This is a genomic window from Roseateles sp. P5_E11, assembly GCF_054049355.1.
Window position 1 is genome coordinate 1 of record NZ_JBFUMO010000162.1, and the last position, 11,001, is coordinate 11,001.

Annotated in this window: 12 protein-coding genes; 6 read left to right on the forward strand and 6 right to left on the reverse strand. The window is 68.0% G+C overall.

What is annotated here, in order from left to right; translation table 11 throughout:
- Together ACXJKR_RS13970 and ACXJKR_RS13975 are read right to left on the reverse strand one after the other, a co-directional pair.
- On the reverse strand, positions 1 to 418 hold a 418-nt coding region (locus ACXJKR_RS13970), incomplete at its 3' end, for a serine hydrolase domain-containing protein (protein WP_457323343.1).
- A 31-nt stretch (positions 419 to 449) separates the two neighbouring features.
- Positions 450 to 929 (reverse strand): VOC family protein, encoded by a 480-nt coding sequence (locus ACXJKR_RS13975; RefSeq protein WP_457323344.1) that lies wholly within the window; start codon positions 927 to 929, stop codon positions 450 to 452.
- Between the two features lie 84 nt (positions 930 to 1,013).
- Between ACXJKR_RS13975 and ACXJKR_RS13980 the strand changes: the two genes are divergently transcribed.
- The gene (locus ACXJKR_RS13980) at positions 1,014 to 2,057 is read left to right on the forward strand and encodes a DUF3500 domain-containing protein (RefSeq protein WP_457323345.1); all 1,044 of its coding nucleotides are present in this window, start codon (positions 1,014 to 1,016) and stop codon (positions 2,055 to 2,057) included.
- On the opposite strand, the gene ACXJKR_RS13985 is transcribed toward ACXJKR_RS13980, so the two are convergent.
- From ACXJKR_RS13985 to ACXJKR_RS14000, 4 genes are all read right to left on the reverse strand, one after another.
- Positions 2,044 to 3,045, reverse strand: a complete 1,002-nt coding sequence (locus ACXJKR_RS13985; protein ID WP_457323346.1) for an NADP-dependent oxidoreductase — start codon at positions 3,043 to 3,045, stop codon at positions 2,044 to 2,046. The two genes, ACXJKR_RS13980 and ACXJKR_RS13985, sit on opposite strands and share 14 nt — an antisense overlap.
- Positions 3,042 to 3,878, reverse strand: a complete 837-nt coding sequence (locus ACXJKR_RS13990) for an oxidoreductase (RefSeq protein ID WP_457323347.1) — start codon at positions 3,876 to 3,878, stop codon at positions 3,042 to 3,044. The genes ACXJKR_RS13985 and ACXJKR_RS13990 overlap by 4 nt, the downstream gene beginning before the upstream one ends.
- A 141-nt stretch (positions 3,879 to 4,019) precedes the next feature.
- A complete protein-coding gene (locus ACXJKR_RS13995; protein WP_457323348.1) occupies positions 4,020 to 4,625 on the reverse strand; it encodes a TetR/AcrR family transcriptional regulator in 606 nt (201 codons plus the stop codon).
- A gap of 44 nt (positions 4,626 to 4,669) precedes the next feature.
- Positions 4,670 to 5,749 carry a DUF6081 family protein gene (locus ACXJKR_RS14000; protein ID WP_457323349.1) on the reverse strand — a complete coding sequence of 360 codons (1,080 nt, stop codon included), beginning with the start codon at positions 5,747 to 5,749 and terminating at the stop codon, positions 4,670 to 4,672.
- A 437-nt stretch (positions 5,750 to 6,186) separates the two neighbouring features.
- On the opposite strand from ACXJKR_RS14000, the gene ACXJKR_RS14005 reads away from it, so the two are divergent.
- The 5 genes from ACXJKR_RS14005 to ACXJKR_RS14025 all read left to right on the forward strand — a co-directional run.
- Entirely contained in the window at positions 6,187 to 6,660 is a 474-nt protein-coding gene (locus ACXJKR_RS14005) for a rhodanese-like domain-containing protein (protein ID WP_457323350.1), read from the forward strand.
- Positions 6,660 to 7,583: a serine O-acetyltransferase EpsC gene (epsC, locus tag ACXJKR_RS14010; protein ID WP_457323351.1), complete on the forward strand. Its 924-nt coding sequence runs from the start codon at positions 6,660 to 6,662 to the stop codon at positions 7,581 to 7,583. Before ACXJKR_RS14005 ends, epsC begins: the two co-directional genes overlap by 1 nt.
- Positions 7,584 to 7,625: 42 nt before the next feature.
- A complete protein-coding gene (locus tag ACXJKR_RS14015; protein WP_457323352.1) occupies positions 7,626 to 8,549 on the forward strand; it encodes a family 2A encapsulin nanocompartment shell protein in 924 nt (307 codons plus the stop codon).
- On the forward strand, positions 8,524 to 10,323 hold the full coding sequence (locus ACXJKR_RS14020) for a family 2A encapsulin nanocompartment cargo protein cysteine desulfurase (RefSeq protein WP_457323353.1): 1,800 nt from the start codon (positions 8,524 to 8,526) through the stop codon (positions 10,321 to 10,323). Before ACXJKR_RS14015 ends, ACXJKR_RS14020 begins: the two co-directional genes overlap by 26 nt.
- Before the next feature lie 3 nt (positions 10,324 to 10,326).
- Positions 10,327 to 11,001, forward strand: a 675-nt coding sequence (locus tag ACXJKR_RS14025) for a TauD/TfdA dioxygenase family protein (RefSeq protein ID WP_457323354.1), incomplete at its 3' end; no start/stop codon positions are given.

Consider the following 11,001-nt stretch of genomic DNA (forward strand, 5'->3'; position numbering starts at 1 on the left):
GGCCCGAGCTGTGCGTCAGCAGCAGGCGCAACGTGATGGCGGCCTTGTCGGCGCCACCGCAGCCTGGCAGATAGCGCTGCAGTGGCGCCTCGAGGTCAAGCTGGCCGCGCTCGCGCAGCAGCTGCACCAGCGTGGCGGTGACGACCGGCTTGGTCAGCGAGGCGGCGTCGAAGATGGTGGCCTCGTCCAGCGGCTCGGGCGCCGGCTCGACGGCACGCTGGCCGTAGGCGCGATGGTGGCTGCCGTGGCCGACGCGCTCGACCCACAGCGCGGCGCCTGGCAGCTGGCCCTGGGCGATGAAGCGCTCGACGGCCGCGTCGGCTTCGGCGAGCGGTTGGGGTGCGAGGCTGGGGTGGTGGGCGCAACTGACCAGCAGGGCGGCGGCCAGCAGCCCTGCGATGGTGAGGGCAGGTCTCATGGCCGGGATTCTCAGGGCCCGGCGGGCCCGCTCAACCGCGTCGTGCGGCCTCGATCTTGGCGATGTCGATCTTCTGCATCTCCATCATGGCCTCGAAGGCCCGCTTGGCAGCGGCGGTATCGGGGTCGCTGATGGCATCGATGAGCGCGCGCGGCGTGATCTGCCACGACAGCCCCCAGCGGTCCTTGCACCAGCCGCATTGGCTTTCCTGCCCACCATTGCCGACGATGGCTTTCCACAGGCGGTCGGTCTCGGCCTGGTTGTCGGTGGCGATCTGGAAGGAGAAGGCTTCGCTGTGCTTGAACATCGGGCCACCGTTCAAGCCGATGCACGGGATGCCGGCGACGGTGAACTCCACGGTCAGCACGTTGCCCTGCTTGCCGTCGGGGTAGTCGCCCGGCGCGCGGTGGACAGCGCCGACGCGGCTGTCGGGGAAGGTCTCGGCATAGAAACGCGCGGCGGCTTCGGCGTCACCGTCATACCAGAGGCAGATCGTGTTCTTGGCAGTCATGGGCATCTCCTGGTTGGGCGGCCAGCCTAGGCGGGGCCTGACGGAAAGTTGATCCCTAGGAACAGCCGCGTTATGTTGCGCGCCATGAAACTCCGTCGCGCTCTTTTGGCAGGTTCGATTCTTGCCACGCTGCTGGCCGTCATGTCCGCTTCACACGCCCAAGCGCCAGCGCCTACCCAGGCCGGCCTGCAGCTCGTGCAGGCCACACCGGCAGCACAGCGCGGTGAGCTGCTGCAGCCCTTCACCGAGGCCGCCCGCAGCGACTGGCACCACACGCCGCGCCGCCGTGACGGCATCGCCTTGAAGGCGATGTCTCCCGCGCAGCGCGAGGCGACGACGGCCCTGCTGCGCACCGCGCTGAACGAGAGCGGGCTGGACAAGGTGAGGGCGCTGATGGCGCTGGAGATCGCGTTGCGCCAGATCGAAGGCTCGGGAAGCTCTCGCGACCCCGAGAACTACGCCGTCGCGCTGTTCGGCGAGCCCGGCGCTGCCGGCTGGGGATGGCGCGTCGAGGGGCATCACCTGTCGCTGCACTTCAGCCTGAACGGCGACCGCTATGTGTCGACGCTGCCGCAATTCTTTGGCGCCAACCCGGCCGTCGTGCCTGCCGGGCCGCGGCAGGGCTTTCGCCTGCTGGGTAGCGAGGAAGACCTGGCCCGCCAATGGCTGGCCGGTCTGGCGCCGGCACAGCGTTCGCGCGCCATCTTCAGCACCCGCCCCTTTGGCGACATCGTCAGCGGCAATGCCGCGCGTGCCAGGCCGCTGGACGCCATGGGCCTGCCCTTCGCGGACATGGACGCCGGCCAGCAGGCCCAGGTGCTGAAGCTGATCACCGCCTTGGCCGACCACCTTCAACCCGATCTGGCCCAGGCTCGCCTGGGCCGCGTGCGCGCCGCGCCGCTCGACGGCATCCGCATGGGCTGGGCCGGATCAACGCAGGCCGGCCAGCCGTTTTACTTCCGCATCCAGGGCGCCAGCTTCCTCATCGAGTTCGACAACTCGGGTGGCAACCACATCCATTCGGTGTGGCGCGACTTCGACGGCGACTTCGGCCGCGACGTGCTGGGCGAGCACTACCGCAAGGCCGAGGGCAGTGCACATCGCCACCGGTCGTCTACTTCACCTTGACCACCACCTTGCCCTTGGCCCGGCCTGTCTCGACATAGGCCAGCGCGTCGTTCGTCGATTCGAACGCAAAGACGCGGTCCACGACCGGGCGTATCGCGCCGGCGTCGACCAGGCGAGTGATCTCGCGCAGCTGTTGCCCGCTGGCCCGCATGAAGAGGAACGAGTAGTTCAAGCCCAGGCGCGCTGCCGCCCGCCTGACGCCGGCGCTCAACAGGCGCACGACGAGGCGCACGAACCAGGGCGCGCCCAGGCCCTTTGCGAAGGCAGGATCGGGCGGGCCGGAGATCGAGATGAGGGTGCCGCCGGGTTTGAGTACGCGCAGGGACTTGTGCAATGCCGCGGTGTCCTGGCTGTGCAGCACGACGTCGTAGTCCTGCAGCACGCGCTCGAAGTCATCGTTGCGGTAGTCGATGACGACATCGGCGCCCAGGCGCTTCACGAGCTTGATGTTGGCGCTGCTGGTCGTGGTGGCGACGGTGGCCCCCACATGCTTGGCCAGCTGGATGGCGAAGCTGCCGACGCCACCGGAGCCGGCCTGGATGAAGACTTTCTGCCCCTTCTTCAGCTTGGCCCTCTCGATGAGGGCCTGCCAGGCGGTCAGGCCCACCAGCGGCAGCGACGCGGCCTCTTCCATGCTGAGCGCCTTGGGCTTGAGCGCCAGGGACGCCTCCTTGACGGCCACGTATTCGGCGAAGCTGCCGATGCGGAAGTCATCGGGCCGCGCATAGACCTCGTCGCCCGGCTTGAAACCTTGCACGCGCGGCCCGACTTCGGTGACGACGCCGGCCACGTCATGGCCCAGCACCAGGGGCAGGCGGTAGGGCAGGATGAGCTTGAACTCGCCGCTCCTGATCTTGGCGTCCAGCAGGTTCACGCCGGCGGCGTGGACCTGGACCAGCACCTCGTCATCGCGCAGCGTCGGAGCCGGCACCTCTGCCGACCGCAATGTGCGGTTCTTGCCGTAGCGGTCGAGGAGAAAGGCTTTCATGATGCGCTCGCCGACGATACCGCGTCGAGCTGCAGATCGCGCCGGATGCCGGCGTCCACCAGGCCGGCGGGCGCGAACCRGCGCAGCAGTCGCAGGCGGCTCGCGAGCCCGCCGGCCGTGTAGCGGAGTTGCGGCTGAGCTGCGCTGGCGGCTTTCAGTACGACCTCGGCGACGACGTCGGGCTGGTCCGCGGTCGTCATCACTTGCCTCACCCTCTCGCTCACCGCCACACGGGCCTCGCGGTATGCATCGAGCTTGGCATCGGGCTCCAGGAAGTTGGCGTCGAACGGCGTCTTGGTGTAGGCCGGTTCGACGACCGAGACCCGGATGCCGCGGGTGCGCAGCTCGTGGTCGAGCGACTCGGAATAGCCTTCGATCGCGTGCTTGGTTGCGGCGTAGAGCGCGCCGTAGGGCATGGGCAGGAAGCCCAGCACGGAGCCGATGTTGATGATGCGGCCGCTGCCCTGGCGCCGCATGTGCGGCAGGACGGCCCGCGTCATGCGGACGATGCCGAAGAAGTTGGTGTCGAAGATGGCCTGCGCCTGCTCGATGGAGCTTTCCTCCGCGCCGGCCGGCGCGACGCCAAAGCCGGCGTTGTTGATGAGCAGGTCGATGCGGCCGTGCAGCGCCATCACCTGGTCCACTGCGGCCTGGACCGAGTCGTCCAGCGTCACGTCCAGGGCCAGCATCTTGAACCCGCGCTGCCCCGCCTGCCGCCCCTGCCGGCTGGTGCCGTACACGGTGTAGCCCGCCTTCGCGAGCCGCTCGGCGGTGGCCTGGCCTATGCCTGAGGAGGCGCCCGTCACGAGGGCGATCTTGTTGTTCGTGTTCATGGTGTTCTTTCGTCCGCGTGTGGAGGTCAGGAGCTCGCCGGCGTACGCGGTGCGCGGCGGGTCAGGAAGGATTGAGGCTTTGTTCGCATGATGTTCGTCATATTAAAAGGCGAGCAAAAGGCCGACTGCGTCGGTGAGGGTTCAGGGATGGCTGGGGGCCAGGCGTTTCAGCGCCGCGTCGAGCATGCTGCTCGACAGTGCAGGTTCGTCAACGGCGCGTGCCAGCAGCAGGGCGCCGACCATGGTCGCCAGGGTCACCAATGCGTGTTCATGCGCYGCGGGTTGCCCCCAATCAGGCGACTGGCGCGCAATCAGGTCCACCATCGCCTTGATGTGGCGGGTGGTCACCCGGCGCACCTCGGGAGCCTGGCGGGATGTCTCCGAGCCCAGGGCCGCCAGTGGGCAGCCGAGTTCCACCTGCTCGACGTGGGCCTTGGAGAGGTAGGCGTGCAGCATGGTCTCCAGGGTCTTGTCGGGCGGCGTGTGGGCGACGGCGTCGGCCACGGCGGCGGCTGCCTGGGCACAGGCCAGCCCGGCCGCCTCCGCCAGCATGGCCTCGCGGGACGGGAAGTGGGCGTAGAAGGCGCCGTGGGTCAGGCCCGCCTCTTTCATGATGTCGGCGACACCCGTGCCGTCATAGCCACTGCGGCGGATGGCTCGTGCCGCGGCCGACACGATGCGTTCGTGCGAGGCCTCCTTGGCCGCGGCTCTGGCATTGCTTGCTGTATTTCGCATGACGCTCATCATACGTCATGCGATCCGGGGCTGCCGTGATTTTTCTGGCACTTGCCTCAGGCCGGGACCGTTCGCCGGCCCCGCAGCGCCACGCCGACCCCCATCAAGCCGGCCACCAGCATCGCCCAGCTGCCCGGCTCGGGCACCGAGGTGACGGTGAAGTTGTCGAAGCTCGCGTCCATGCCCTGGCCGAACAGGCGTTCCGACACCGGGATGGAGACGGCCAGGTCCGGCCGGTCGGGGTGCTGGAAGGGGAAGGCGTCGAGCAGGCTGAAGAGGCCGTGGCCGATGGTCAGGTTGTGGATCTTGCCGGCCAGGGCCTCGCCCGGGCCATAGGACGGATAGACGCCGGACCAGTTGGCGCCCTGCTGGTCGAGCGGGATGCCGACGTTGTCGACCTGGGACACCAGTGCACCGTCGAGAAAGTAGCTGACGCTGCCGGCATCGCTGTAGCTGATGGAAGCCGTGTGCGGCCCGGGGCCGATGTCGATCTGCTTGATGATCTGCGTGTACATCTTGTCGATGCCGACGTAGCCCGGATCGCCCGGCAACAGCGCCGGGTTGGTGACCGACGACGGCAGGCGCTCGATCAGCGTGAAGGCGGTCGAGCCTGAGATGAACCAGTCGAACAGCTGGCCGGTGGAGAAGTCGATCATGTTCATGACCGCACCAGCCTGCTGGCCTTCGAGGGCCGTGGCCGAATAGGGCAGGCCGCTCTGGATGTAGCTGCCGCTGATGACGCGGCCCGCCGCCTGGGTGTTGTGGGCCGTGGCGCTGATGGTGGAGGAGAAGGTCAGCGAGCCGCCGGTGGGCACGGCGAAGGCCTGGCTGCTGGTGGCGATGTATTTGAGGTGGTCGTAGACGCTGAAGTCATAGCCCGTCTGGAAGACCGGGGCCTTGATGGCGAAGCTGCCGCCCGAGAAGTCGCGCGTGTCGCCGAGGGCCATTTCGCCCAGGCCATAGGGGTTGACCCATTTGGCGCCATAGCTGGCCAGGGAATAGCCGGGCGTGTCGAAGCTGTCGTAGACGACGGTACCCGCCGTAGCTGGCGTTGCGGCCAGCGCCAACCCCGCAGCCAACACCAAGGTCGTGCGCTGCATGGCCGCGCGGGTCCAGTGAGTCTGGCTTGAGTTCATGAGTGCCCCTTGAATGAAGCTGCGTTGCTTCGCGGCTGACGATCAGGCCATGGAGTGGCGATCGGTCCACAGGGTTTCCCAGGTCAAGGGCGGTTGCTCATCAAGATTGGGGATGCCAGGGCGATGATCCGATGGTGGATCGGGCGGCTGGGCGGCTGAAGACTTAACCGCAGCTCATACCTCATGACGGTTTGGTCATTCAATCAGTCGCCAAGTTGACTGCCACGCCCGCCGCTCTGGCGTTACGGTTGAGACTTCCTTGTTTGTCTCCTCCTCCCGCAAGGGTGGATTCAGCCCTTCGAACCGGTGCGCCGGTCGAAGGGATTTTTCTTTGCCTGAGGGCCTTGCGTGCAAACCGCATAACTGTTCGCGTTTTGCTTCGTTTGCCGAAGAAGCCCTGAACCCTAGCCTTGCTCGGTTTTCGCATGAGAGCCGACATGAGCACCGTTGCTTTTGAAGAACCCGAAGTCCTGGCCCGCGCCCGCGAGGCTGCCCAGGCCGCTGTGCTGCCCTTCGCAGGCAGCGTCGCACCGCGCGATGCCTGGGCCCTGGTCCAGGCGGGCCGCGCCGTCCTCGTCGACGTGCGCAGCGCCGAGGAGCGCCATTTCGTCGGCCATGTGCCGGGCAGCCTGCACGTGGCCTGGGCCACAGGCACCTCGCTGAACCGCAACCCGCGTTTCGCCAAGGAGCTGGACGCCAAGGTGGGCGGCAAATCCGGCAACGAGCTGCCGGTGCTGCTGCTGTGCCGCAGCGGCAAGCGCTCGGCGCTGGCTGCTGAAGCCGCGGCCAAGGCCGGTCTCGCCAACGTCTTCAATGTGCAGGAAGGCTTCGAGGGCGACAGCGACGACCACCAGCAGCGCGGCCATTTCAATGGCTGGCGTTTCCACAGCCTGCCCTGGGTGCAGGACTGATGGATACGGTCGACGACCTTTCCGGCATCGTCTCGGCGCTGCGTGGCGCGCGCCGACGCTGGCGCGAAGAGCATCGGCGCTGGGACGCCGGTGGCCGCGAGCTGCCGTCGCGCGAGCTGCTGGCCGTCGTCGTGCAGCAGCTGGCTGGTGCGCTCTTCCCGATGCGCCTCGGGCCGCCCGACCTGCAGCCCGAGGGCGAGGACTATTACGTCGGCCACACGCTGGGCGCGGCGCTCTCCAGGCTGCGCCAGCAGGTGGCGCTGGAGCTGGGCCATGACGCGCGGCTGCGCGGTACCGAGGTGCCGACCTTCAACGACGCCGCCGAGCGCGTGGCCCGCTTTGCCGCCCGCCTGCCCGCCGTGCGCGAACTGCTGGACAGCGACGTCATCGCCGCCTTCCAGGGCGACCCGGCAGCGCGCAGCGTCGACGAAGTGCTGCTTTGCTACCCGGGCCTGCATGCGCTGATCAGCCACCGCCTTGCGCACGAGTTGTACCGTCTCGGGCTGCCGCTGATTGCTCGCGTGATCGCCGAGCTCGCCCATGCGCAGACCGGCATCGACATCCACCCTGGCGCGCAGATCGGTGCGGGTTGTTTCATTGACCATGGCACYGGCGTCGTCATCGGCGAGACGGCCGTGCTGGGCCAGCGTGTGCGCATCTATCAGAACGTCACGCTGGGCGCCAAGAGCATCCCGACCGACGAGGCCGGCCATGCCCACAAGGGCCAGCCGCGCCACCCCATCGTCGAGGACGACGTCGTCATCTACGCCGGCGCCACCGTGCTCGGCCGCATCACCATCGGCCGCGGCTCGGTCATCGGCGGCAATGTCTGGCTGACGCGCAGCCTGCCGCCGCAAAGCCGCATTTCCCAGGCGGCCTCGCAAGCCGATCCGAACTCAGCCTTCCAGGCGCTGAGCGCCTGATTTCCTCACCCCCACCCACCGCCCCCAGGAGCCCTTTTCCCCATGGCTGACACCCCTCAACTCGCGCTCAGCGGCACCGCCGCGCGGCAGCTTGCGAACGCGACAAAAACCGTCCCGCAGCTCTCCACCATCACGCCGCGCTGGCTGACGCATCTGCTGCAGTGGATTCCGGTCGAGGCCGGCATCTACCGCCTCAACAAGGTGGCCGACCCCGAGGCCGTCAAGGTCGCCTGCGCCAAGCGCGACGAGGCCGAGCTGCCCGTCACCTTCGCCGACTACGACGCCGCGCCGCGCGAGTACTTCCTGAACGCGGTGGCCACCGTGCTGGACGTGCACACCCGCGTGTCCGACCTCTACAGCAGCCCGCACGACCAGATCAAGGAGCAGCTGCGCATCGTCATCGAGACGATCAAGGAGCGCCAGGAGTCCGAGCTGATCAACAACCCCGACTACGGCCTGCTGGCCAATGTCGCGGACGAGCAGCGCCTGTCCACCCTCACCGGCGCGCCCACGCCGGACGACCTGGACGACCTGCTCGGCAAGGTCTGGAAGGAGCCCGCCTTCTTCCTGACCCACCCGCTGGGCATCGCCGCCTTCGGCCGCGAGTGCACGCGGCGCGGCGTGCCGCCGCCCACCATCAGCCTGTTCGGCAGCCAGTTCCTGACCTGGCGCGGCATCCCGCTGATTCCCAGCGACAAGGTGCCCGTCAACGACGGCAAGACCAGCATCATCCTGCTGCGCGTGGGCGACAAGCGCCAGGGCGTCGTCGGCCTCTACCAACCCGGTCTGCCGGGTGAGCAAGGCCCGGGCCTGTCGGTGCGCTTCATGGGCATCAACCGCAACGCGATTGCCTCCTACCTGATCAGCCTGTATTGCTCGCTGGCGGTGCACAGCGACGACGCGCTGGCCGTGCTCGAAGACGTGGAAGTGGGCAAGTACCATGAGTACCCTGACACCTACCGCTGACGTGGTCGAGAGCCCATTCGACGTCGCTGCGCTGGGCCGGTTGGCCAACGAGCTGTTCGGCAGCTTGAATGCCGGACCGCTGCCGTCGGCCCAGCCGGTGCAGTCGGCCGGTGGCTTGAACGTGCCCGCCAACCCGCTGCCGCCCGGCCTGCCTGGCGGCCCGCTGCCTCAGTCCACCACCACGCAGGTCGGCGGCTTCGGTGCTGCCGCGCCTGGCCTCAATCTCGCGCCCACAGGCCCCGATCACGTCGCCGCATTGCTGCGCCCGTCACCCGCCCGGGCACCCCACGCGCAAGCTGGCAATGGCGTGCCCGACGTGCTGCTGACCAGCGTGCCCGGCATTGACGGCCGCGCCGGCGGCCAGCTGCTGGGCGTACCTCAGCAGATCTCGCCGCCGCAACGCGAAGCCGTGCCCTCGGGCTACTACTTCGTCGAGCCTTCGAGCGTGTCTCAGCAGCCATCGCTCTACGTGCTGGACCTGCAGCCACGCCACCCCGGCGCCGCAGGTCATCACGCTGGCGAACTGCCGAACAAGCATGTGCTGCAAGGCCAGCGCCAGCCCTTCGACGTGAACGCCATCCGCCGGGATTTCCCCATCCTGTCGGAGCGCGTCAACGGCAAGCAACTGGTCTGGTTCGACAACGCCGCCACGACGCAGAAGCCCAAGGCCGTCATCGACCGGCTGAGCTACTTCTACGAGCACGAGAACAGCAACATCCACCGTGCTGCCCACACTCTGGCCGCGCGCGCGACGGATGCCTACGAAGGTGCCCGCAAGACGGTGGCGAAGTTCGTCAATGCGCGCTCGGCGGATGAGGTCATCTTCGTGCGCGGTGCCACCGAGGCCATCAACCTCGTGGCCAACACCTGGGGCGAGCAGCACATCGGTGCGGGCGACGAGATCGTCGTCTCCCATCTGGAGCACCACGCCAACATCGTGCCCTGGCAGCAGCTCGCCGCGCGCAAGGGCGCGCATCTGCGCGTGATCCCGGTGGACGACACCGGCCAGGTCATCCTGAGCGAGGCGCAGAAGCTCATTGGCAGCCCGCGCGCCAAGCTGCTCGCCGTGACGCAGGTCAGCAATGCCCTGGGCACGGTGGTGCCGGTGCAGGAGCTGGTCGGCATGGCGCAGCGCCAGGGCGTGACGACGCTGGTGGACGGCGCGCAGTCGGTCTCCCACCTCGCGGTGGACGTGCAGGCCATCGGTTGCGACTTCTTCATCTTCAGCGGCCACAAGATCTTCGGCCCCACCGGCATCGGTGCGGTCGTCGGCCGCAAGGAGGTGCTGGACGCGATTCCGCCCTGGCAGGGTGGCGGCAACATGATTGCCGACGTGACCTTCGAGCGCACGGTGTTCCAGCCGGCGCCGGCGCGCTTCGAGGCTGGCACCGGCAATATCGCCGACGCGGCCGGTCTGGGCGCCGCGCTGGACTACGTCTCGCGCATCGGTCTGCACCACATCGCCCGCTACGAGCATGACCTGCTGGCCTACGCGACCGAGGCCATCCGCCCCATCCCGGGCGTGCGCCTCATTGGCACCGCGGCCGACAAGGCCAGCGTGTTGAGTTTCGTGCTGGCGGGCCATGAGACGTCAGCGGTGGGCAAGGCGCTGGCGGAGGAGGGCATCGCGGTGCGCTCCGGCCACCACTGCGCCCAACCCATCCTGCGCCGGTTTGGCGTGGAAGCGACCGTTCGGCCATCATTCGCGTTCTACAACACCTGCGACGAGATCGACCATTTCGTGTCGGTGGTGCGCCGGTTGGCGAGGGCTTGAATGATGAGTACGGACACGCTCACCCGAGTCGAGATCCGCCCACTGCCCGACAGCTTTGCCGCCGAGGTGGTGGGCCTGGACCTGAGCCAGCCGCTGGCGGACGAAGACTTCCGCCGCATCCACCGCGCCCACCTCGACCACCATGTGCTGGTCTTCCGCGACCAGCGCATCACGCCCGAGCAGCAGATCGAATTCAGCCGCCGCTTTGGCGCGCTGGAGATCCATGTGCTGCACCAGTTCCACCTGAAGGGCCACCCGGAGATCCTCATCGTCTCCAACATCGTCGAGAACGGCCAGCCGGTTGGCCTCGGCGATGCAGGCTACTTCTGGCATTCGGACCTGTCGTACAAGGAGAAGCCCAGCCTGGGCTCCATGCTGCTGGCCCAGGAGTTGCCGGAGGAAGGCGGCGATACGCTGTTTGCCGACCAGCACGCGGCCTGGGTGGCGCTGCCGCCCGAGCTGAAGCAACGCGTGCGCCACCTGAAGGCTGAGCACTCCTACCTCGCCAAGTACGAGGAGCTGCGCGAACGCAGCCCGTGGCGGCCCAAGCTCAGCGACGAGCAGGTCGCACAGGTCAAGCCTGTCGTGCAGCCTGTCGTTCGCACCCATCCGGAGACGGGGCGCCTCGGCCTCTTCGTCAGCGAGCACTTCACGACCCGCATCGTCGATGTTTCCGAG

What these genes read in the sequence shown, in the direction of transcription:
- ACXJKR_RS13985 (WP_457323346.1), bottom strand. Translation starts at nt 3,045, where the DNA reads ATGAAAGCCTTTCTCCTCGACCGCTACGGCAAGAACCGCACATTGCGG.
- ACXJKR_RS14015 (WP_457323352.1), top strand. Translation starts at nt 7,626, where the DNA reads ATGGCTGACACCCCTCAACTCGCGCTCAGCGGCACCGCCGCGCGGCAG.
- ACXJKR_RS14005 (WP_457323350.1), top strand. Translation starts at nt 6,187, where the DNA reads ATGAGCACCGTTGCTTTTGAAGAACCCGAAGTCCTGGCCCGCGCCCGC.
- ACXJKR_RS13980 (WP_457323345.1), top strand. Translation starts at nt 1,014, where the DNA reads ATGAAACTCCGTCGCGCTCTTTTGGCAGGTTCGATTCTTGCCACGCTG.
- ACXJKR_RS14000 (WP_457323349.1), bottom strand. Translation starts at nt 5,749, where the DNA reads ATGAACTCAAGCCAGACTCACTGGACCCGCGCGGCCATGCAGCGCACG.
- ACXJKR_RS13975 (WP_457323344.1), bottom strand. Translation starts at nt 929, where the DNA reads ATGACTGCCAAGAACACGATCTGCCTCTGGTATGACGGTGACGCCGAA.
- ACXJKR_RS14020 (WP_457323353.1), top strand. Translation starts at nt 8,524, where the DNA reads ATGAGTACCCTGACACCTACCGCTGACGTGGTCGAGAGCCCATTCGAC.